Source organism: Streptomyces sp. NPDC032472 (genome assembly GCF_040636955.1).
Classification (GTDB): domain Bacteria; phylum Actinomycetota; class Actinomycetes; order Streptomycetales; family Streptomycetaceae; genus Streptomyces.
Window position 1 is genome coordinate 53,759 of the sequence record NZ_JBEZVK010000036.1, and the last position, 22,241, is coordinate 75,999.

A 22,241-nucleotide genomic window follows, 5' to 3' on the forward strand; every position below is an offset into this window, starting at 1 on the left:
ACGGGTGTTTTCGCCGCCTCCCCTCAGAGCACGCCCACCGTCTTGAGGGCGACGATCTGGGTGAGGCTCGGCCGGGCCGGGGCGTAGAGGTAGCAGACGCCGCCGGAGCCGGAGACGACCTTGCCCGAGGCGTTGTGGCGCTTGGTGCGCAGCCACACGTTCTCCCATTCGCGGCGCTTGTAGACCCGGCGGACGGACGGGTTGTCCCGGGAGTTCGGGTCGTTGGCGATCACGTCGCCGGAGGCGGTGAAGCCGATGACGGTCATCAGGTGGCCGGAGGTCCCGTAGCCCGCGCCGGTGAGCTCCTCGGCGCGGAAGGACTGGGAGGTGATCACGGGGATGCCGGCCCGGACGAGGGTCTCCAGCTGGCCGAGGGAGCCGAGGCGGGTGACGACGCCGGCGAGCCCCTCGTACGTCGCGGCGTAGGCGGCGTTGAAGGGCCAGTTGCCGCAGCCCTTGTAGGCGCTGTCGTAGGTGGAGCGGGCGGCGTGGCAGACCTGCGGGTCGGCGTAGCCGGGCTTGACCCAGGCCAGGTCCTTCGGGTCGGGCTTGCGGCCCCAGTACTCGATGATCATCTGGGAGGAGGTGGGGCTGCACCAGGCCTCGCCGCCGTTGTCGTACTCGGGGTACTGGCCGGCGTGGACCTCCTGGGAGTAGCGGGGCACCCGCAGCTCGTGCGCCTGGCCGGAGGGGGCGGAGGCGGGGACCTCGAAGCGGTCGGGGACGTCGGAGGCCATGGCCCCGGCCAGCCACACGGTCGGGCCGTGGCCGGCGGTGGTGCCGGTGCCGGTACCGGAGCCGGAGCCGGAGCCGGGCTTGCGGTACAGGGTCAGCCGCAGCTGCCAGTCCCTGATCCGCAGGCCGCCCGCCCGCGCGGGGGCGTCGACGGCGAGGGTGTCGGTCCACACGGTGGAGCGGCCGTCGGTCTGCCCGTTCACCGAGGTGCGGCGGATGTCGGCGTCGCCGGAGGCCCAGCGGCCCATCACGTACCAGGGGGAGACGCCGCCGTCGCCGTACGTGGCCCGCAGCTCGGCCTGGATCCAGGTGCCGGCCGGGGTGTGGGCGTTCCAGGAGGCGATGACCTCGGTCCCGGGGACGGTGGAGCGGTGCACCGGGGAGGTCCAGACGGCGTATTCCCAGGTGGCCTTGCGCCCGGTGTGCGGATCGGCGTACTCGGAGCGGCCGGCCGGGGTCGCGATGTGCAGTCCGGGGCGGGGGCCGGCGAGGACGGCGGTGCCCCGGTGGGTGCCGGCGCCCCAGTGGGCGGCGGAGTACCAGAACCGGTTGTCGACCGTCGGGCGGGCCGCGGCCGCGAGGGCGGCCGCCGCGTCGCCGGCGGCGGCCCGCGCCTCGCCCGTGACAGCGCCCGCGTACGCGTCGGCCTCACCCGCCGGGGCGCCGGAGCGAGGCCGGCCCGGCTCTCCGGGGCCCGGCTGCCCTGCGCCCGGGTGTCCGGCTGCCCAGGCACGGCGGCCGCCGGGCACGGTGGCCGCGGCGGCGGCCGCGAGGGCGACGGCGAGCAGGGCCCTGCGGGGCGTGGGTGCGGTCATGGCTACTCCCCCAGACGTCGGTGTGCGCTTGCGCGCCGTGCGATGCGCTCTGCACGGTGCGCGGTGCGAGCGCTCAGTACGGTGCGCGGGTGCGGGTGCGGGCGCGGATGCGGATGCGGATGCGGGTCGGCTTCTCGCCCCCACCCTTCCAGTTCCCCGGGGCCGGACGGCGACTCCACGGGCCGTGTCGGGGGTGATCCGCGGTCCGGTCGTAGGCTGGCCGGGTGGAGTCACACCGGTCCCTCGCACCACTCGCCCTCGAGATCGCCGCCCTGCCCCCGTCCCTCGGCCCCGTACGCCTGATCGGCATCGACGGGCACGCCGGGTCCGGCAAGAGCACCTTCGCCGGGCGGCTCTCCGAGGCCTTGGGCGGGGTTCCGGTTCTGCACCTGGACGACGTCGCCACCCACGAGGAGCTCTTCGCCTGGCCGGAGCGGCTGCGCACCCAGGTGCTGGAGCCGCTCGCCGCCGGGCGACCGGCCCACTGGGCCCCGTACGACTGGGTCGAGCGCCGCTTCGGCGCCGCGCGCGTGCTGGAGCCGGTGCCGCTGCTGCTCGTCGAGGGCGTCGGGGCCGGGCGTCGGGCGCTGCGCCCGCACCTGGCGCGGCTGCTGTGGATGGAGACGCCGCGCGCACAGTCCTGGGGGTGCGGACGAAATCGGGACGGGCGTGGACTTTCCGATTTCTGGGACGGATGGGAGCGCGCGGAGCTCGCGCACTTCTCGGATGACCCTTCGCGCCCCTTCGCGGACACTCTGGTACGCCAGAGGGGTACGGGATACGAGTGGTCTTCCGGGGCGGGAGCGACCCCTGGACGGGCCGGTTCCGTCACCGAAGGTGACGGACTCCCCCAGGCCTGAGCCCCTCCGGAAAACCGCTTGCGCAGGCCTTCACCGACCCGCTTGACCTGGGCCCCGAACCGGCCTTACGTTCTGAATGCGCGGTCTTTCCAGGCCGCAGCGGACGCGAAGCCCCCGATTGTTCCCCCGTGATCGGGGGCTTCGTTCTGCCCGGAGCCGCTTCCCCAGCCCCTCCGTGACGGTCGGACGCCCACCGGATCTTCACCCTGAGTCACCTTGAGTGCCGCCGACGCGCCACCGACCCGCGCCCGCCGCACCCTACGTAAGGTGCGTAACCGCAGGTACGATGCACCCCTGATTTCATCGGCGCAGTAGGCAACTCGCGGGCATGACGCGAGGGTTGCCGTTGCTGCGTACCACGGGGGCAGGCTTGTGGGGGACGTGATGGATTTCGGCACGCCGGGCAGTGCGCACGCCCCGGCCGAACTCGCCTGGCTGCGCGGCGTGGACGCCTGCACCATGGGCGCCTACCCGCAGGCCGAGGAGGAGTTCCGGACGGCCGTCCGGCTCGATCCCTCGATGGCCGACGCCTGGCTGGGCCTGCATGCGCTGCGCGTGGACACCACCAACGCGTTATTGCGCATGTACGCCCACCGCGACCGCTTCGGCGAGCAGCGGGCCCGGCACCGGCGGACCCTGAACTCCTGGTACTGGCTGGGCTGGTGGGTCCAGCCCGTGCTGGAGAGCCGGCGGGACCTGCTGCTCGCCCACGCCTCGCACTGGCTCGACGGCCGGCACGTGCCCGAGCTGGACCAGGCGCTGGCCGCCCTCCCGCCGGTCGACGCCGACCCGCAGGTGCGGTTCCTGCACGCCTGCCGGGCCTACCTGGTCAAGGACTGGGAGCAACTCGTCCGGCACACCGAGCCGTTGGTGGACGATCCGCTGCTGGGCATCGAGGCGGGCCTCTTCGGCGGGATGGCCCGGGTCCGGCTGGAGATGTACGGGCAGGCCGAGCCGATGCTCTCGGTGGCGCTGATGCGCTGCCGCAGCGAGCAGCCGCAGCGCAAGGAGCTGCGGTACTGGCTGGCGCGGGCCCACGAGGGGACGGGGCGCAGCGCGGCGGCGCTGCCGCTGTACCGGGCGGTGCACCGGGTGGATCCGGCGTTCATGGACACCGCGGCGCGCCTGACGGCCATCGAGGACAGCGAGGACCTCGACGGGTACGCCGGGTACGGGGGCTCCGGCTACGAGGGGTACGCCGGACACGGGCTGTCCCAGGTCGGCGGGGACTTCGCGGCGGTCGCACTCGGCGGCGGCGGCCCGGTCCAGGACATCGCGGCGGACGGGCAGGTGGAGCAGCCCGACCCGCTGTCGCCGACCGAGCCGCCGGAGCCGCGGTTCGGGGGGCCGCCGGGTACGGGCGGCCGGGCCGAGAGCGGCGTACGGCGCAAGGTGCCGCTGCCGGCGCAGGGCGAACCGGGCGGTGTGCCCGGGAGCCTGCCGGGCGGCCTGCCGGCCGGGCCGGCGGATCCGGCGCTGTTGGCCGAGGCGCTCGCGGAGCTGGAGCGGATGGTGGGCCTGGAACCGGTGAAACGGCAGGTCAAGGCGCTGTCCGCGCAGCTGCACATGGCCCGGCTGCGGGCCGGGCAGGGGCTGCCGGTGCAGCCCCCGAAACGGCACTTCGTTTTCTCCGGGCCCTCCGGGACGGGCAAGACGACCGTGGCGAGGATCCTGGGGCGGGTGTTCTACGCGCTGGGGCTGCTGGGCGGGGACCACCTGGTGGAGGCCCAGCGGGCCGACCTGGTCGGCGAGTTCCTCGGGCAGACCGCGGTCAAGGCCAACGAGCTGATCGATTCGGCGCTCGGCGGGGTGCTGTTCGTGGACGAGGCGTACAGCCTGTCCAACTCCGGGTACAGCAAGGGCGACGCGTACGGGGACGAGGCGCTGCAGGTACTGCTGAAGCGGGCGGAGGACAACCGGGACCACCTGGTGGTGATCCTGGCCGGGTACCCGGCCGGGATGGACCGGCTGCTGTCGACGAACCCGGGGCTGTCGTCGCGGTTCACCACGCGGGTGGACTTCCCGAGCTACCGGCCGGGCGAGCTGACCGCGATCGGGGGTGTGCTGGCGGAGGCGAACGGGGACGGTTGGGACGAGGAGGCGCTGGAGGAGCTGCGGAGCATCAGCGCGCATGTGGTGGAGCAGGGGTGGATCGACGAGCTCGGCAATGGCCGGTTCCTGCGGACGCTGTACGAGAAGAGCTGCGCGTATCGGGATCTTCGGCTGGCGGGGTTTCCCGGGGAGCCGTCTCGGGAGGACCTGGCCACGCTGCGCCTGCCGGACCTGATGCAGGCGTACGGGGAGGTCCTGTCGGGCCGCGGCCCCGCCAACCGCGACCGCCCGGACCCACCGCCCCCGCCGCCGCCGCTGTAGCCGGCGCCGCTGCGCTAAGCCGTCCCCTCCCCGCCCCTTCCCGAAACCGAGGGCTCCGCCCCGGACCCCCAGCGCCTCAAACGCCGGCGGGGCTGATTTACGCCCGCGCGGCGTTTGAGCGCACCGGGCGCGAAGCGCCCGGAACCGGGTCCGGGCGGAGCCCGGTTCGGGAAGGGGCGGGGAGGGGAAACGGCTCCGCGCAGCGGGGTCCGGGAGCGGCGGTCAGGCCGTCAGGGCTGATTCCCTCGGCGGGCGGCGGGCCGGGATGCGGTGGGACGGGTCACGGGCTTCGCCGACCAGCATTTGCAGGACGTCCTCCAGGGCGACCAGGCCCAGGACCCGGCCGGCCGGGTCCGCCACCTGGGCCAGGTGGGTGGCGTCGTGCCGCATGACGCTCAGGGCGTCGTCCAACGGGAGGGTGGAGGAGAGGGTGGGCATGCGGCGCCAGACCCGCTGCGGGACCGCCCGTTCGCGGTCCTCCAGGTCCAGCACGTCCTTGACGTGCAGGTAGCCCATGAAGGCGCCGCCTTCGGAGCGGACCGGGAAGCGGGAGTACCCGGTCCGGACCGTCAGCTGCTCGATCTGCCGCGGCGTCGCCGAGGGCCCGACCGTGACCAGCCGGTCACGGGCCAGGAGGACGTCGGTGACGAGCCGGCTGCCCAGTTCGAGCGCGTCCTCCAGCCGCTCCTGCTCACCCGGCTCCAGCAGCCCGGCCTGCCGGGAGTCCTCGACCAGCCGCCCGAGCTGCGCACTGGTGTACACGGCCTCGACCTCGTCCTTGGGCTCCACCTTGAACAGGCGCAGCACCAGCGCCGCACAGGCCCCCAGGAAGGTCGTGATCGGCCCGCACAGGCGGGCGAAGGCGACCAGGCCGGGGCTGAACCACAGGGCGGTCTTCTCGGGGGCGGCCATGGCGAGGTTCTTGGGGACCATCTCGCCGATGACCAGGTGCAGGAAGACCACGGCGGCGAGCGCCACGGCGTAGCCGAGCGGGTGGATCAGCCCGGCCGGTATGTGGGCGGCGTGGAAGACGGGCTCCATCAGCCGGGCCACGGTGGGTTCGGCGACCGCGCCGAGGGTGAGCGAGCACAGGGTGATGCCGAACTGGGCCGCCGCCATCATCCGCGGCAGGTTCTCCAGGCCGTGCAGGACCTGCCGGGCCCGCGCGGAGCCGGCGGCGAGGGGCTCGATCTGGCTGCGGCGCACGGAGACGAGGGCGAACTCGGCCCCGACGAAGAAACCGTTGGCCAGGACCAGGAGCAGGGCGAAGAGGAGCTGGAGCGCGTTCACCGGCCGGCCGCCTCGAGCTCGGCCGGGGCGCCCTGGCCGGCCGGTCCGGCCGCGGTGCGCACGAGGCGGACCCGCTCGGCCCGGTAGCGGCCGACCTGGCGGACGGACAGCTTCCAGCCGGGCAGTTCGGCGCGGTCGCCGGGGGCGGGGATCCGGCCGAGCAGGTCCGCGACGAGGCCGGCGACGGTCTCGTACGGGCCTTCGGGTACCTCCAGGCCTATCCGGCGCAGGGTGTGCACGCGGCAGCTGCCGTCGGCCTCCCACGAGGGGCGGCCGTCCTCGGCGGGGACGGCGGCCAGTTCGGGGCTGTCGTCCTCGGCGAAGTCGTGCTCGTCGCGGACCTCGCCCACGAGCTCTTCCACGATGTCCTCCAGGGTGACCACGCCGGCGGTGCCGCCGTACTCGTCGACGACGACGGCCATGGGCTGTTCGCTGCGCAGCCGCTCCAGCAGCGGCTGCACCGGCAGGGAGCCGGGCACCAGCAACGGGGCGACGCAGATCCTGCCGACCGTGGTGCGGGCGCGTTCGGCTTCGGGCACGGCGAGGGCGTCCTTGAGGTGGACGACGCCGGCGACCTCGTCGATGCGCTCGCGGTAGACCGGGAAGCGGGACAGCCCGGTGGCGCGCGTCAGGTTGAGCACGTCGGCGGCGGTGGCCGTGTGCTGCAGGGCGCTGACCTTCACCCGGGGCGTCATGACGTGCTGGGCCGTGAGCTCGCCCAGCGACAGGGTCCGTACGAAGAGGTCGGCGGTGTCCTGTTCGAGGGCGCCGGCCTGCGCCGAATGGCGGACCAGGGAGACCAGTTCGCCGGGGGTGCGGGCGGAGGCCATCTCCTCGGCGGGTTCCACGCCGAGCGCCCGGACCAGCCGGTTGGCGACGGCGTTGAGGCCGGCGATGACCGGCCGGAAGGCGCGGGAGAACAGCGCTTGCGGGCCGGCCACGAAGCGGGCCACCTGGAGCGGCCGGGAGACCGCCCAGTTCTTCGGGACGAGCTCGCCGACGACCATCTGGACGGCGGAGGCGAGCAGCATGCCGATGAACACGGCGGCGCCGGAGACGGCTCCCGCGGGCAGCCCGGTAGCCGTGAGCGGCCCCGTCAGCAGTGCGGCGAGGGCCGGTTCGGCGAGCATGCCGACCACGAGGGAGGTGATGGTGATGCCGAGCTGGGTGCCGGAGAGCTGGAAGGACAGCTCCCGCAGGGCCGCGACCACCGTGCGGGCACGGCGGTCGCCGTCGGCTGCGGCGCGTTCGGCCTCGGGCCGTTCCACGGTGACGAGGCCGAATTCGGCCGCCACGAAGAAGCCGTTGGCGAGGATCAGGGCGAAGGCCGCCAGGAGCAGGAGTAGCGGGATGGTCATGCCGCCGCCTCCGCGGGGAGGGCGGCGCGGGTACTACCGGACGATCCGTCCATTGCTGGAGGGAGTCACTCCTCAAGTCGCAGGTGCCCGCGGGCCTCGGGGTCCCGGGGCCGGTGGGAGGGCGCACGGCTGCGCCCCGCCACCAGGGTAGTCACTGAGATCGTCGCCGCAATGGGACGCAGCGGTCGGCTTGGGCCGGGCGGGCTGCCCGGCGCCCTGCTCAGTGGTCGTGCTGCCCGGTTCCCCGGGTCTCGGCGAGTGCGCGCAGGGCGCGCGCGTCACCGATGGCCTGCTGCTTGGCGACACCCGGCTGGATGCCGAGGGCGGGCAGGCTGGTGCCGTCGTTGAGGTCCAGGAACACCCACGGGTCGCCGGGGCGGAGGTTGACGCGCAGGATCTGCGCCCACTCCAGGCGGCGGGTGGTGGTCAGGTTGACGACGGTCACGCCGGCCTCGTCCGCGACCACCTTGGGGCGGCTGAGCAGGACGAGGACGGAGGTCATGAGGGCGGCGGTGAAGACGAAGCTGGCCCGCTCGCCCGGGCTGAGGTTCTCCAGCAGGAAGGCGATCGAGGTGATCGTCACGAACATGGCGAGCCCGACGCTCAGCAGGACCACCCGGGTGCGGGTCGGCCGGAAGGTGACCGGCAGGGCGGGAAGGGCGGGCTGTGCGGCGGACTCGGCCATGATGCTGGGGTTGCCTTCTTCGGGTGGCGTACGGGCCGGGTGACGGCGTACGGATCGCGTACGGGTCACGCGCGGCCGGGGTACGGGCGGGTCAGGTACGGCTCACGTGCGGTTCGTCACAGGCGGCAGGCGTGGATCGAGGTGGTGAGGATCGCACGCGCGCCGAGCTCGTACAGGTCGTCCATGATCCGCTGGGCCTCCTTGGCGGGGACCATCGCGCGGACGGCGACCCAGCCCTCGTTGTGCAGCGGGGAGACCGTCGGGGACTCCAGGCCCGGGGTGAGGGCGACGGCGCGCTCCAGGTGCTCGGCGCGGCAGTCGTAGTCCATCATCACGTAGCTGCGGGCCACCAGGACGCCCTGCAGGCGCCGCAGGACCTGATGGACCTGCGGGTTGTCGGTGTCGGCGCCGCTGCGGCGGATGACGACGGCCTCGGAGGTCATGATCGGGTCGCCGATGACCTGGAGCCCGGCGTTGCGCAGGCTGGTGCCGGTCTCGACCACGTCCGCGATGACCTCGGCGACGCCGAGCTGGATGGCGGTCTCGACGGCGCCGTCCAGGTGGACGACGGAGGCGTCGATGCCGTGCTCGGCCAGGTGCTTGGCGACGATTCCCTCGTACGAGGTGGCGATCGTCATCCCGTGGAAGTCCTCGGGGCCCTTGGCGGTGCCGGGGCGGGTGGCGTAGCGGAAGGTGGACCGCCCGAATTCGAGCGGCAGGATCTCCTCTGCGTTGGCTCCCGAGTCGAGCAGCAGATCGCGGCCGGTGATGCCGATGTCGAGCCGGCCCGAGGCCACGTAGATCGCGATGTCCTTGGGGCGGAGGTAGAAGAACTCCACCTCGTTCTCGAGGTCGACGACCACGAGCTCCTTGGACTCCTTGCGCTGGCGGTAGCCGGCCTCATGGAGCATCGCCGACGCCGCTCCGGAGAGTGAGCCCTTGTTGGGGACGGCGATGCGGAGCATGGGTTTCTTCCTTCACTGCGGGATGCGGTGGGATGCGTGGTGCGGACGCGGTGAGTGTTGCGGGGGTTGTGCGGAGGGGTCGCGGCGGACCCCCGTGGTGCCGCGGACCGGTGGCCCGGCAGGCCCGGAGCCGGCCTGCGGGCCTAGAGGTGCTTGTAGACCTCGTCGAGGGAGATCCCGCGCGCCACCATCATCACCTGGACGTGGTACAGCAGCTGGGAGATCTCCTCGGCGGCGGCTTCCTTGCCCTCGTACTCGGCGGCCATCCAGACCTCGGCGGCCTCCTCGACGACCTTCTTGCCGATGGCATGGACGCCCTTGGCGACCAGCTCGGCGGTACGGGAGGTGGCGGGGTCGCCTTCAGCGGCCTTGAGCTGGAGCTCTGCGAAGAGCTCTTCGAAGCTCTTGGTGGGTTCGTTCGCCATGATGGTCCTCAGAATAAGGGGTTCTCCGCTGCCGATCAGCGCCAGGGTTCGCTGACGGACCGCAGGGTGGCTGCGGTGGAGACGGCGGCGATGACCGCTTCGTGTCCCTTGTCCTCGTTCGAGCCCTCGAGGCCGGCCCGGTCCAGCGCCTGTTCCTCGTTGTCGCAGGTCAGGACACCGAAGCCGATGGGGACTCCGGTGTCGATCGACACCTGTACCAGGCCCTGGGTGACGCCCTGGCAGACGTAGTCGAAATGCGGGGTGCCGCCGCGGATGACCACTCCGAGGGCGACTACGGCATCGTAACCGCGACCGGCGAGTACCTTTGCCACGACCGGGAGCTCGAAGCTGCCGGGGACGCGGAGCAGGGTGGGCTCGTCGATGCCCAGCTCGTGCAGGGCGCGCAGGGCGCCGTCGACGAGGCCGTCCATGACCTTCTCGTGCCACTGTGCCGCGATGACGGCGACCCGCAGGTCTCCGCAGTTCCTCACGCTCAGTTCGGGTGCGCCCTTGCCGCTCACTGCTGTACTCCTCGGTGGTTCGTGCTGTGGTGTGGTGTGCTGCTGGTGTTTCTCGGGGGTGTGGTGCCGTCGTTACTGGTTGCCGCAGGTCGAGGCCGGTACGGGCTCGCCCAGCCAGGGCAGGTCGTGGCCCATCCGGTCCCGCTTGGTGCGCAGGTACCGCAGATTGTGCTCGCCCGCCTCGACCGGCATGGGCTCCCGGGCGCCCACGTCGATGCCGTGGCGGACCAGGGCCGCGGACTTGTCGGGGTTGTTGGTCAGCAGGCGGACGCTGCGCACGCCGAGGTCGGCGAGGATCTGCGCGCCGGCGCCGTAGTCGCGGGCGTCGGCGGGCAGGCCGAGCTCCAGGTTGGCGTCGAGGGTGTCGCGGCCGCGCTCCTGGAGCTCGTACGCGCGCAGCTTGGACACCAGTCCGATGCCGCGTCCCTCGTGGCCGCGCAGGTAGACGACCACGCCGCGGCCCTCGGCCGTGATGCGGGCCATGGAGGCGTGCAGCTGGGGTCCGCAGTCGCAGCGCAGGGAGTGGAAGATGTCGCCGGTCAGGCACTCGGAGTGGACCCGGACCAGGATGTCGGAGCCGTCGCCGATCTCGCCGTGGACGAGGGCGACGTGCTCGACGCCGTCGACGGTGGAGCGGTAGCCGTACGCGGTGAACTCGCCGAAGGAGGTCGGCAGGTTGACCTCGGCCTCGCGGCGGACGGTGGGCTCGGCGGAGCGGCGGTAGGCGATCAGGTCCTCGATGGAGATGATCGTCAGGCCGTGCTTGCGGGCGAAGGGGATCAGCTCGGGCAGGCGCAGCATGACGCCGTCCTCGCCGGCGATCTCGACGATCGCGCCGACGGGGCGCAGGCCCGCGAGGCGGGCGAGGTCGACGGCGGCCTCGGTGTGGCCGTTGCGGACCAGGACGCCGCCGGACTTGGCGCGCAGCGGGAAGATGTGGCCGGGGCGGACGAAGTCCGTGGGCTCGGAGACGCCGTCGGCGAGCATGCGCAGGGTCGTGGCGCGGTCGGCGGCGGAGATGCCGGTGGTCACGCCGTGGGCGGCGCTCGCGTCGACGGAGACGGTGAAGGCGGTCTTCATCGACTCGGTGTTGTGCTGGACCATCTGGGGCAGTTCGAGCCGGTCCAGCTCGGGGCCCTCCATGGGGGCGCAGATCAGTCCGCGGCACTCGCTCATCATGAACGCGACGATCTCGGGGGTGATCTTCTCGGCGGCGACGACGAGGTCGCCCTCGTTCTCGCGGTCCTCGTCGTCGACGACGACGACCGGCCGGCCGGCCGCGATGTCGCGGATGGCCTGCTCGACGGGGTCGAGCCGGAAGGCTTCCTCGATGAGGGCGTCGAAGTCGGGGACGGGCTTGAGGGAGGTCATGCCGTTGCTCCTTCCAGGGCCGGGGTGGAGGTGGTGCGCGAGCGCTGGTACCAGTCGTAGGCGCCCCACACGACGAGCGCGAAGTAGACGACGTAGACGAGGCCGGAGAAGGCCAGCCCGCCGGTGAAGGCGAGGGGGACGCCGACCAGGTCGACCAGGAGCCAGGCGAGCCAGAACTCGACGAGGCCGCGGGCCTGGGCGGCCATGGCGACGAGGGTGCCGACGAAGATGTAGGCGTCGGCCCACGGGTTCCAGGACAGGTCCGGGTAGAGGGTGAACAGTCCGCCGACGGCGAGGGTGCCGAGGGCCGCGCCGGCCAGCAGCAGGCCGCGCTCGGCCCAGGTGGCGGTGCGCACGGCGATGGAGCCGTCCTGGGCCTGCCGCCTGCCGAGCTGCCAGGCGCGCCAGCCCCAGGCGGCCACGCCGATGACGAGGAGCTGCTTGCCGACGCCGCCGGCGAGGTGGGCGGAGGCGTAGGCGGCGATGAGGATCAGGCCGGACAGCAGCTGGGCGGGCCAGGTCCATATGGAGCGGCGCCAGCCGAGGGCGAGGGCGGCCAGGCCCATCAGGTTGCCGATCATGTCGGACCAGATGACCTTCTGCCCGAAGACGGTGAACGCCTCCGTGTTGAGCCAGGTCAGGGCGCTCACCGGTGCGTCTCCTTGTCCTCGTCGGCGGTCGCGGCCAGGGGGTTCACGCCGGCGGCGAGCAGGCGTTCGACGTACTTGGCGAGGACGTCGACCTCGAGGTTGACCGGGTCGCCGGGCTGCTTGATGCCGAGCGTGGTCAGCGCGAGGGTGGTGGGGATGAGGCTGATGGTGAAGTAGTCGGCGGCGGCCTCGACCACGGTGAGGCTGACGCCGTCCACGGTGATGGAGCCCTTTTCCACGACGTACCGTGCGAGGTTCTCCGGGAGGGAGATCCTGACGATCTCCCAGTGCTCGGAGGGGGTGCGGGAGATGATCTCGCCGGTGCCGTCCACGTGTCCCTGGACGAGGTGGCCGCCGAGCCGTCCGCCGAGGGCCATGGGGCGCTCCAGGTTGACGCGGGAGCCGGTGTGCAGGGCGCCGAGGCTGGAGCGCTTCAGGGTCTCCTGCATGACGTCGGCGGTGAACTCGCCGTCGGCGGTCTCCACGACGGTCAGGCAGACGCCGTTGACGGCGATGGAGTCGCCGTGCTTGGCGCCGTCGGTGACGACGGGGCCGCGCAGGCGGAAGCGGGAGGCCTCCGAGAGCTGCTCGATGGCGGTGACCTCGCCCAGTTCTTCGACGATTCCGGTGAACACTCAGTGCTCCTTGGGGGCGGTGGTGGGGACGGCGGTGATGCGCAGATCGGTGCCGGTGCGGACGGCCTCGGTGATCTCGAGGCGGATCGCGTGGGCGATGTCGGTGATCCCGGCGCCGGCGAGGGCGGCGGGTCCGGCGCCGAGGAGGGCCGGGGCGAGGTAGCCGATGACGCGGTCGACGGCGCCGGCTTCGAGGAAGGCTCCGGCCAGGGTGGGGCCGCCTTCGAGGAGGACGGAGCGCACGCCGCGGGCATGCAGCCGGTCGAGCAGGTCGTGGACGGCGATGCGGCCGTCGTGCAGGGGCAGGCGGAGCACGTCGAGGCCGGGCAGGTGCCGGGTGTCGGCGTCCTCGGCGGTGACGAGGAGGGTGGGCGCGGCGTCGTCGAGGATCCGGGCGGTCGGCAGCAGGCCGGCGCGGGTGTCGACGGCGACGCGCAGGGCCTGGGTGGCGCCCTCGATGCCGCGGACGGCCAGGTGGGGGTCGTCGGTGCGCAGGGTTCCGGTGCCGACGAGGACGGCGTCGGCCTCGGCGCGCAGCCGGTGGACGTCGGCGCGGGACTCGGGGCAGGTGATCCAGCGGCTGCTGCCGTCGGCTGCGGCGCTGCGGCCGTCGAGGGTGGCGGCGTACTTCCAGGTGACGTGGGGGCGGCCGAGGCGTACGGAGGTGAGCCAGGCGGCGTTGCCGGCCTCGGCCTCGGCCTGCAGGAGCCCGGACTCGGCGGTGATCCCGGCGGCGCGCAGGGTGGCGGCGCCGCCGCTGGCCTGCGGGTTCGGGTCGGGGACGGCGTAGACCACGCGGGTGACGCCGGCCTCGATCAGGGCCTGGGCGCAGGGGCCGGTGCGGCCGGTGTGGTTGCAGGGTTCGAGGGTGACGTAGGCGGTGGCTCCGCGGGCGGCCTCGCCTGCGGCGCGCAGGGCGTGGACCTCGGCGTGGGGGCCGCCGGCGCGCTGGTGCCAGCCCTCGCCGACGACGGTGCCGCCGGCGTCGGTGATGACGCAGCCGACGACGGGGTTGGGGCTGGTGGAGCCGAGGCCGCGGGAGGCGAGCGCGATGGCGCGGCGCATGGCACGGGCGTCCGCGTCGTGCGGTGCCTGCGGTGCGGCGTCATGGGATGCCACCGGGTCCTCCTGCCTCGTCGGGCACGGACTCCGGGGCCTGTCGGGATACGACAGAGTGAGCGGTACAGGCACGCAGGGACGCCGAGGCCGGAGAAACGGTCCGCTCGGTGCCCGTCCGCAGGGGTGCGGAGGTGCACGGGGACCGCCGACGGCGGCGTACCGGTGTGACTGCCCGCCGCGCACTGCCTCCCATCCGGACTTTCACCGTCGGTCCAGGAATTTCACCTGGTCAACCGGCCGCTGGCTGCGGACGGGTCGCGGACTATACCGCCGGTTCGGAATTACACCGACCCCGGAGTGCGCTGCTTATTGGTACTCCTGCCAGTCTGCCACGGGTGATCGGGACCCATGCAGGCGAAGCGCTGTGGCCTGAGTCACAGGGGGGCGCTCGCGCCGGAGTCCGTCAGGTGCGTACCGGATTGGTCCAGACCTATTGACGGCTTGGTCTAGTCCTCTTAACGTTCCCCTCACCCTCCCCGGGAGACGGCCCGTCAGATGTGCGCACGTCACGGGCCAACACGCACCACATTCCTGCCTGTTGTGTCCTGCACACACCTCCCCTCCCCAGGAGGCACCATGCTGTCCCCCACACGCACGAGAGCACTGCTCCTGGCATCCGGCGCGGCGATCGCCGGGCTGCTGGCGGGCGGTCTCTCGGCGGGCGTCTCCCATGCGGCCGACAACGAGAGCTGTCGGCCGGACGGGCTCCACAGGACGGCCGGCGTCGACGTCCCCTACTGCTCGGTCTACGACTCCGAGGGCCGCGAGAAGATGGGCGCCGACCACCAGCGGCGCGTCATCGGATACTTCACCGGCTGGCGGACCGGCAAGGACGGCACCCCGGCCTACCTCGCCAACAACATCCCGTGGTCCAAGGTCACCCATCTGAACTACGCCTTCGCCCACGTCGGGTCCGACAACAAGATCTCCGTCGGCGCGGACGGCCCGGAGAACGCCGCCACCGGCATGACGTGGCCGGGCGTCGCGGGCGCCGAGATGGACCCCGCCCTCCCCTACAAGGGCCACTTCAATCTGCTGAACAAGTTCAAGAAGCAGTACCCGAACGTGAAGACCCTCGTCTCCGTCGGCGGCTGGGCCGAGACCGGCGGCTATTTCGACGACAGCGGCGCCAGGGTGGACTCGGGCGGCTTCTACGCGATGGCCACCAAGGCCGACGGCTCCGTCAACCAGGCCGGCATCGACACCTTCGCCGACTCCACGGTCGCGTTCATCAAGAAGTACGGCTTCAACGGCGTCGACATCGACTACGAGTACCCGACCACGATGAAGGACGCCGGCAACCCGCTGGACTGGCAGCTCGCCAACGCCCGCCGCGCCGGTCTCGTCCAGGGCTACGCGGCCCTGCTGAAGACCCTGCGCGAGAAGCTGGACCGCGCCGGTGCCGCCGACGGCAGGCACTACCTGCTGACCGTGGCCGCCCCGTCCTCCGGCTACCTGCTGCGCGGCATGGAGACGTTCCAGATGCAGCAGTACCTGGACTACGTCAACATCATGTCCTACGACCTGCACGGCGCCTGGAACGAGTACGTCGGCCCGAACGCCTCGCTCTTCGACGACGGCAAGGACGCCGAGCTGGCCGCGGCCGGGGTCTACGGCAGCCAGCAGTACGGCGGCATCGGCTACCTCAACGCCGACTGGGCCTACCACTACTTCCGCGGCTCCATGCCGGCCGGCCGGATCAACATCGGCCTGCCCTACTACACCCGCGGCTTCAAGAACGTCCAGGGCGGCACCGACGGCCTGTGGGGCAAGGCCGCGGCCACGGCCTGCCCGGCCGGCTCGGGCCTGACCAAGTGCGGCGACGGCGCGGTCGGCATCGACAACCTGTGGCACGACAAGGACACCAGCGGCCAGGAGTCCCCGGCCGGCTCCAACCCGATGTGGCACGCGAAGAACCTGGAGAAGGGCGTCGTCGGCGACTACGTCACCCGGTACGGCTTCCCGGCGAACACCACCCTGACCGGCACCTACGCCCGCAAGTACGACTCCACCCTGGTGGCGCCGTGGCTGTGGAACGCGCAGAAGAAGGTCTTCCTGTCCACCGAGGACGAGCAGTCGGTCGGCGCCAAGGCGGACTACGTCGTCGACCGCGGCATCGGCGGGACCATGGTGTGGGAGCTCGCGGGCGACTACTCCTTCAACGCGGCCAAGGGCCAGTACGAGCCCGGTGACACGCTCACCTCGCTGATGTACGACAAGTTCAAGGCGGCCGCGCCGTACGGGGCGAAGAAGGCGGGCGGCGCGCTGCCGGCGCAGGCCGTGGACGTGAAGACGGAGTTCACCGACTTCAAGCTCGGCGACTCCAACTACCCGATCACCCCGAAGCTCAGGATCACCAACAACACCAAAGCCACGCTGCCCGGCGGCACCGAGTTCCAATTCGACTACGGCACCTCGGCCCCGAACAACGCCTCGGACCAGTCCGGCTTCGGCACGAAGGTGATCAGCAGCGGGCACACCGGGAACAACGTCGGCGGTCTGAAGGGCGACTTCCAGCGGGTGTCGCTGAAGCTGCCGGCCTGGCAGTCGCTCGCCCCGGGCGCCACCGTCGACCTGGCCTTCAACTACTACCTGCCGGTGTCCACCCCGTCCAACTGGACGGTGACCATCGCCGGCACGACGTACGCCCTGGCCGGCGACCTGGCGCGCGGCACCGCCGTGGTGGAGCCGGGCGGCACCCAGCCGCCGACGACCCCGCCCACCACTCCCCCGACGACTCCGCCGACCATGCCTCCGACCACGCCGCCGGGCGGCACGTGCACCAACCCGGCGTACGTCGGGGGAACGGTCTACACGGGCGGGACGGTCGTCTCGCACAAGGGCCACAACTGGAAGGCGCAGTGGTGGACGCAGAACGAGGAGCCCGGCACCACCGGCGACTGGGGCGTCTGGAAGGACCTGGGCGCCTGCTGAGCCCGGCCCGAACGTGAGGACCCGGTGGCCCGGCGGCCACCGGGTCCTCGCCCGTACGCTGCTGTGGTGATCACACGTACCACCGCCGGCGCCGCGGAGTTCGAGGAGCACCGCCCCCGGATGTTCGGCATCGCCTACCGCATGCTCGGCTCCGCGACCGAGGCCGAGGACGCCGTCCAGGACGCCTGGCTGCGCTGGAGCGCCGGCGACCGCGGCGACGTCGCGCACCCCGGCGCGTGGCTCGCCAAGGCCGTCACCCACCTGTGCCTGAACCGGCTGACCTCGGCCCGGGCCCGCCGCGAGGAGTACGTCGGCCCCTGGCTGCCGGAGCCGGTGCTCACCGGGGACGGGACCCTGGGGCCGCTGGAGTCCGCGGAGCAGCGCGACAGCGTCTCGATGGCCCTGCTGGTGCTGCTGGAACGGCTCACGCCGGTGGAGCGGGCGGTGTACGTGCTGCGCGAGGCCTTCGCGTACGGGCACCGGGAGATCGCCGCCCTCCTGGACCTGTCCGAGGCCAACTGCCGGCAGCTGTACCGGCGGGCGGCGGGCCGGGTGGCCGAGGGGCGTACAGGCGCGGACCGTGCCCGCTTCGAGGCGGATCCGGCACGGTGGCAGGGCCTGGTGGAGACCTTCCTGGCGGCGGCCCGGGACGGGGACCTCGGCCGGCTGGAGGGCATGCTCACCGCCGACGTGCGGTACGTGGCGGACGGCGGCGGCGTGGTCAACACGGCCCGGCGGCCCGTCCTCGGCCGCGAGAAGGTGGCCCGGTTCCTGCTGGGCGCCCTGCACAAGTACGCGGCCGGTCTGCCGTTCGGCTTCGCCGTGGTCAACGGGGAGCCGGGGGTCGTGGTGGGCGACGCGGCCTCGGTCCTGGTGGTCGAGCTCGGAGAGGACGGCAGGGTCGGCGGGCTGCGGGCGGTGGTCAATCCGCAGAAGCTGGAATTCCTCCGGCGGCAGCTGTCACATTCGGCGGGGCTGTCCAATCCCAGCTGGTGACCGCACCGCCGAGCAAAGGAACGGACACCATGACCACGACCACGACCACCGTCCTCGTCACCGGAGGCACCGGAAACCTGGGCAGTCTCGTCGTCACCCGGCTGCAGGCGGCCGGGCACGACGTACGGGTGCTGAGCCGGCACGCGCCGGACCACCCGGTCGACCTGCGCGACGGCAGCGGGCTGGACGCGGCGATGGCCGGGGCGGAGGTGGTCGTGCACTGCGCGAGCAGCCCGCGCGGCGGGGACGACGTGGCCGCCGGACACCTGATCGAGGCGGCCCGGCGGGCCGGGACCGTGACGAACATCGTCTACATCTCGATCGTCGGGGTGGACGTGGTGCCGCTCGGCTACTACGTGGTCAAGCACAAGGTCGAGCGGATGCTGCTGGAGTCGGGGCTCGGGGTGACGATCCTGCGGACCACACAGTTCCACGACCTGGTGGCGGGGGTGGTGGACGCGGCGGCGAAGGTGCCGGCGCCGCTGCCCGTGCCGGTGCCGAAGGGGGTGCGGGTGCAGCCCATCGACGTGGCGGAGGTCGCCGACCGGATGGCCGCGCTGGCCGTGCCGGTCGCCGCGGGGCGGGTCGCCGACATGGGCGGGCCGGAGGTCCGCGGGCTGGCCGACCTGGCCCGGGCGCATCTGGCCGCCACCGGGCGGCGGCGCCGGGTCGTGGAGATCCCGCTGGCGGGCAGGGCGTACGCGGCCTTCCGCCGCGGCGGCCACCTGGCTCCCGCCAACGCGGTGGGCCACACCCCCTTCGCGGCGTACCGCCCCTGAGGCCCGGCCGAATCTGCCGCTGCGGCGCCGGTCCGGGGGTGGTGCGGCTAGCGTGGGGGGATGAGGCCGCCCGGGGAAGACGGATCCACCGCCGAGCCCGGCGCCGGGCGGCTGCGCCGCGCCCGCATCGCCATTGCCGCCGTTTTCTGTGTGCACGGGGCCGTCACCGGCTCCTTCGCCACCCGGATCCCTTGGATCCAGGACCATGCCGGCCTCGGGGCCGCAAGCCTCGGGCTGGCGTTGGCGTTCCCCGCGCTCGGGGCCGCGGCCGCCATGCCGCTCGCCGGGCGGATCAACCACCGGCTCGGGGCCCGCACCGCGCTGCGCGTGCTGCTGTCCCTGTGGACGCTCTCCCTCGCCCTGCCGGCCCTCGCCCCGGACCTGCCCACCCTGTGCGGCGCCCTCCTCGTGTACGGCGCCGCCTCCGGCATGTCGGACGTGGCCATGAACGCCCTCGGCGTGGAGACCGAGAACCGGCTCGGCCGTTCGATCATGTCCTCGCTGCACGGCATGTGGAGCGCCGGCGCACTGCTCGGCTCGGCGGCCGGCACCGCCGCCGCCCACGCCGGGGCCGACGCCCGGCTCCACCACCTCCTGGCCGCGCTCGCGCTGACCGCCGCCGGGCTGGTCGCCGTACGCGGGGTGCTGGACCTGCGCAGTACGCCGCAGGAGGCGGCTCCGCCGCACTTCGCCCGGCCCCCGCGCTCGGCCCTGCTGATCGGCGCGGTCGGGTTCTGCGCGGTCTTCGCGGAGGGCGCGAGCCTGGACTGGTCGGCGGTCTACCTGCGAGACGTGCTCGATGCGGACGCCGGCCTCGCCGCCGCCTGCACCACCGCCTTCGCCCTGACCATGGCCGCCGCCCGCCTGGCCGGGGACCGGGTGGTCGACCGCTTCGGACCGGTCCGCACGGTCCGCGCGGGCGGTGCGCTGGCCACGGTCGGCGGGCTGTTCGTGGTGACGGCCCGCCACCCGGCGGCTGCCATCGCCGGCTTCGGGCTGATCGGGCTCGGGGTCGCCGTGGTGGTGCCGCTGGCGTTCGCGGCGGCCGCGCGCAGCGGTCCGGCCCCCGCGCAGGCCATCGCCGGCGTCGCGACGATCACGTACACCTCGGGTCTGATCGCCCCGTCGGCGATCGGCGCGGTGGCCGACGCGACCTCGCTGGTCGGCTCCTTCGCCCTGGTCACGCTGCTGGCCCTCGGGCTGACCGCCGGCGCGGCGGTGCTGCGGCAGCGGCCGGTCCCGGCGGTGGAAAGGGCCTGCGACAATCGGGGCGAAACCACTGGTACCCGGCCGTAATATAACGCTGGCCCTGCGCCGTGCGCCGTGCGTGCGCCTGCGGCCAGGATGCTCGATCAGTCGGCTCGACGGAAGTGGTGGAACATGGGCCTCGGCCTGCGCTGGACCCTGCACGGAGACGGGCGGACCCCCGCCCCCGGCGCGGTGGTGCGGCCGGACGAGCGGCTGTCGTGGCCGCGTACGGCGGGGCTCGGCGCCCAGCACGTCGTGGCGATGTTCGGCGCGAGCTTCGTCGCGCCGGTCCTGATGGGCCTGGACCCGAACCTCGCCATCATGATGTCCGGCATCGCCACGGTCGTCTTCCTGCTGGCCACCCGGGGCCGGGTGCCCTCGTACCTGGGCTGCTCGCTGTCGTTCGTGGGCGTGGCGGCGGCGATCCGGGCCTCGGGCGGGGACAGCGCAGTGGTCACCGGCGCGGTGTTCACCGTGGGCGCGGCCCTGTTCCTGGCCGGGCTGGCCGTGCAGCGGTTCGGGGCGCGGATCATCCACGCGGCGATGCCGCCGGTGGTGACGGGCGCGGTGGTGATGCTGATCGGCTTCAACCTGGCGCCGGTGACGGCCTCGACGTACTGGCCGCAGGACCAGTGGACGGCGCTGCTGGTGATGCTGTTCACCGGCATGGCCGTGGTGTGCCTGCGCGGATTCTGGTCGCGCATCGCGATCTTCCTGGGGCTGGTCTTCGGGTACGCGGTCTCCGCCCTCTTCGACCTGCTCTTCGGCAAGATCCACTCGACGGTGGGCGGGCCCGAGGCCGTCGACCACTGGCGGCTCGACCTCTCGGGTGTCGCCAAGGCCGACTGGATCGGACTGCCGTCCTTCCACGCCCCGCAGTTCGAGTGGTCGGCGATCCTGATCGCGCTGCCGGTGGTGATCGCCCTGATCGCCGAGAACGCCGGGCACATCAAGGCCGTCGGCGAGATGACCGGCGACCCGCTCGACGACACCCTCGGCACGGCCATCGCCGCCGACGGCGCCGCCTCCATGCTGTCCACCGCGGTCGGCGGCCCGCCGAACACCACCTACTCCGAGAACATCGGTGTCATGGCCGCCACCCGGGTCTACTCGACGGCGGCGTACTGGGCGGCCGCCGGCTTCGCCCTCCTCTTCGGCCTGTGCCCGAAGTTCGGCGTGGTCGTCGCCGCGGTCCCCGGCGGGGTGCTCGGCGGCATCACCGTCATCCTGTACGGCATGATCGGCCTGCTCGGCGCGCAGATCTGGCTCAACGGGCGGGTGGACCTGCGCAATCCGCTGAACCTGGTGCCGGCCGCGGCGGGCATCATCATCGGCATCGGCGGCGTGAAGCTGCAGCTGACCGAGAGCTTCGAGCTCGGCGGGATCGCCCTCGGCTCGATCGTGGTCATCGGGGGCTACCACGCGCTGCGGTTCTTCGCCCCGGCCCACCTGAAGGTGCAGGAGCCGCTGTTGGACGAGGGCACGTCCACGTACGACGAGAGCACGGACGGCAGCGGTCCCGAGCCCGAGCCTGAGCCCGGGACCGGGACCGCTCCCGGGACCGACACGCGTTCCTGAACCCGGTTCGCCCGAACCGGCGAAGCGCGCGGCCAAGTTCCCCGCATCCGCACCGCCGCCTGGGACGCTGCCAGGCATGGAAGCGGTGCTCGCGCGGATGCGCGCCCTGGACGAGCGGCTCCCGGCGCGGGACGGGGTCGCCGTCTTCAACCGGGTGTACCTGACGGTGACGGAGACGCTGTACGAGGGCATCCGCCGCGGCGGTTTCCCCGCGCCGCGGCGGGCGGAGGCGCTGAGCGTGCGGTTCGCCGAGCGGTACCTCGCGGCGGTGGAGGCGGAGCGGGCGCCGGCGTGCTGGCAGCCCCTGCTGCAGTACCGGCGGCACCCCGGGGTGCGGCCGCTGCAGTACGCGCTGGCCGGGATCAACGCGCACATCGGCCACGACCTGGCGCTGGCGGTGGTCTCCACGTGCCGGGCGCTGGAGTGCGAACCGGGGGCCCTGGAGGCGGACTTCGACCGGGTCGGGGACACGCTGGTCTGCCTGGAGGAGCGGATCCGGGAGGACCTGATGCCGGGGCCCGACCTGCTGGAGGTCGCCGATCCGCTGACGCATCTGCTCGGGTCGTGGAGCCTGGAGCGGGCGCGGGGGGCTGCGTGGTCGGCGGCCCGCCTGCTGTGGGGGCTGCGCCGCTCCCCCGACCTGGCCGAGGAATTCGCCGAGTCCCTCGACGCAGGCGTCGGCCTGGTAGGCCGCTGCCTCCTGACCCCCACGGCCTGACCCCGTCCGCCCCGCTTTCGCAGCCGAGCGGTCGGCAACTCCAGCCCCTCCGGCGCTTGAGGCGCGGGGCTTGGGGCGGCGCTCCAGCAAACCCGGGCACCAACACCGGCCTTCGCAGCCAGGGCTCGGCAAATCCAGCCCCGCCGGCGTTTGAGGCGCGGGTCCGGGCGGAGCCCGGTGCCCGGC

At 73.0% G+C, this 22,241-nt stretch carries 19 protein-coding genes and 1 riboswitch; of the genes, 8 read left to right on the forward strand and 11 right to left on the reverse strand.

Annotation, left to right across the window (positions count from 1 at the left end):
- Positions 1–23 precede the first annotated feature (23 nt).
- The gene (locus tag AB0F11_RS23835) at positions 24–1,550 is read right to left on the reverse strand and encodes a peptidase C39 family protein (protein ID WP_362177187.1); all 1,527 of its coding nucleotides are present in this window, start codon (positions 1,548–1,550) and stop codon (positions 24–26) included.
- A 224-nt stretch (positions 1,551–1,774) separates the two neighbouring features.
- Between AB0F11_RS23835 and AB0F11_RS23840 the strand changes: the two genes are divergently transcribed.
- Together AB0F11_RS23840 and AB0F11_RS23845 are read left to right on the forward strand one after the other, a co-directional pair.
- Positions 1,775–2,410, forward strand: coding sequence for a hypothetical protein (locus AB0F11_RS23840; protein ID WP_362177190.1), 636 nt, complete (start codon positions 1,775–1,777; stop codon positions 2,408–2,410).
- 384 nt (positions 2,411–2,794) lie between these two features.
- A complete protein-coding gene (locus AB0F11_RS23845; RefSeq protein ID WP_362177193.1) occupies positions 2,795–4,783 on the forward strand; it encodes an AAA family ATPase in 1,989 nt (662 codons plus the stop codon).
- A gap of 222 nt (positions 4,784–5,005) precedes the next feature.
- Here AB0F11_RS23845 and AB0F11_RS23850 read toward each other — a convergent pair whose 3' ends face one another.
- From AB0F11_RS23850 to ribD, 10 genes are all read right to left on the reverse strand, one after another.
- Positions 5,006–6,073: a hemolysin family protein gene (locus tag AB0F11_RS23850; protein ID WP_362177195.1), complete on the reverse strand. Its 1,068-nt coding sequence runs from the start codon at positions 6,071–6,073 to the stop codon at positions 5,006–5,008.
- Entirely contained in the window at positions 6,070–7,431 is a 1,362-nt protein-coding gene (locus AB0F11_RS23855) for a hemolysin family protein (RefSeq protein WP_362177197.1), read from the reverse strand. The genes AB0F11_RS23850 and AB0F11_RS23855 overlap by 4 nt, the downstream gene beginning before the upstream one ends.
- Positions 7,432–7,651: 220 nt before the next feature.
- Positions 7,652–8,116, reverse strand: coding sequence for a PH domain-containing protein (locus tag AB0F11_RS23860; protein WP_361919461.1), 465 nt, complete (start codon positions 8,114–8,116; stop codon positions 7,652–7,654).
- Positions 8,117–8,232: 116 nt separating this feature from the next.
- Positions 8,233–9,081: an ATP phosphoribosyltransferase gene (hisG, locus tag AB0F11_RS23865; protein ID WP_362177200.1), complete on the reverse strand. Its 849-nt coding sequence runs from the start codon at positions 9,079–9,081 to the stop codon at positions 8,233–8,235.
- A gap of 143 nt (positions 9,082–9,224) precedes the next feature.
- Entirely contained in the window at positions 9,225–9,506 is a 282-nt protein-coding gene (locus AB0F11_RS23870) for a phosphoribosyl-ATP diphosphatase (protein WP_361919451.1), read from the reverse strand.
- Positions 9,507–9,541: 35 nt separating this feature from the next.
- Complete coding sequence (ribH, locus tag AB0F11_RS23875; protein WP_362177203.1) at positions 9,542–10,027, reverse strand: 6,7-dimethyl-8-ribityllumazine synthase; 486 nt, start codon at positions 10,025–10,027, stop codon at positions 9,542–9,544.
- Positions 10,028–10,099: 72 nt separating this feature from the next.
- Entirely contained in the window at positions 10,100–11,398 is a 1,299-nt protein-coding gene (locus tag AB0F11_RS23880) for a bifunctional 3,4-dihydroxy-2-butanone-4-phosphate synthase/GTP cyclohydrolase II (RefSeq protein ID WP_362177206.1), read from the reverse strand.
- A complete protein-coding gene (locus AB0F11_RS23885; protein ID WP_362177208.1) occupies positions 11,395–12,048 on the reverse strand; it encodes a nicotinamide mononucleotide transporter family protein in 654 nt (217 codons plus the stop codon). Before AB0F11_RS23885 ends, AB0F11_RS23880 begins: the two co-directional genes overlap by 4 nt.
- Entirely contained in the window at positions 12,045–12,683 is a 639-nt protein-coding gene (locus tag AB0F11_RS23890; RefSeq protein ID WP_362177211.1) for a riboflavin synthase, read from the reverse strand. Before AB0F11_RS23890 ends, AB0F11_RS23885 begins: the two co-directional genes overlap by 4 nt.
- Positions 12,684–13,748 (reverse strand): bifunctional diaminohydroxyphosphoribosylaminopyrimidine deaminase/5-amino-6-(5-phosphoribosylamino)uracil reductase RibD, encoded by a 1,065-nt coding sequence (ribD, locus tag AB0F11_RS23895; RefSeq protein ID WP_362177239.1) that lies wholly within the window; start codon positions 13,746–13,748, stop codon positions 12,684–12,686.
- 229 nt (positions 13,749–13,977) lie between these two features.
- Positions 13,978–14,107: riboswitch (FMN riboswitch) on the reverse strand.
- Positions 14,108–14,378: 271 nt separating this feature from the next.
- Here ribD and AB0F11_RS23900 point away from each other — a divergent pair.
- The 6 genes from AB0F11_RS23900 to AB0F11_RS23925 all read left to right on the forward strand — a co-directional run bounded on the left by AB0F11_RS23900 (position 14,379) and on the right by AB0F11_RS23925 (position 22,055).
- Positions 14,379–16,736: a chitinase C-terminal domain-containing protein gene (locus tag AB0F11_RS23900; RefSeq protein WP_362177214.1), complete on the forward strand. Its 2,358-nt coding sequence runs from the start codon at positions 14,379–14,381 to the stop codon at positions 16,734–16,736.
- A 66-nt stretch (positions 16,737–16,802) separates the two neighbouring features.
- Positions 16,803–17,732, forward strand: a complete 930-nt coding sequence (locus AB0F11_RS23905; RefSeq protein ID WP_362177217.1) for an RNA polymerase sigma-70 factor — start codon at positions 16,803–16,805, stop codon at positions 17,730–17,732.
- Positions 17,733–17,761: 29 nt separating this feature from the next.
- Positions 17,762–18,511, forward strand: a complete 750-nt coding sequence (locus AB0F11_RS23910; RefSeq protein ID WP_362177220.1) for an NAD(P)H-binding protein — start codon at positions 17,762–17,764, stop codon at positions 18,509–18,511.
- Between the two features lie 60 nt (positions 18,512–18,571).
- A complete protein-coding gene (locus AB0F11_RS23915; RefSeq protein ID WP_362177223.1) occupies positions 18,572–19,807 on the forward strand; it encodes an MFS transporter in 1,236 nt (411 codons plus the stop codon).
- Positions 19,808–19,891: 84 nt separating this feature from the next.
- A complete protein-coding gene (locus tag AB0F11_RS23920) occupies positions 19,892–21,337 on the forward strand; it encodes a solute carrier family 23 protein (protein ID WP_362177226.1) in 1,446 nt (481 codons plus the stop codon).
- Between the two features lie 76 nt (positions 21,338–21,413).
- Positions 21,414–22,055: a DUF5995 family protein gene (locus AB0F11_RS23925; RefSeq protein ID WP_362177229.1), complete on the forward strand. Its 642-nt coding sequence runs from the start codon at positions 21,414–21,416 to the stop codon at positions 22,053–22,055.
- Positions 22,056–22,241: the final 186 nt, after the last annotated feature.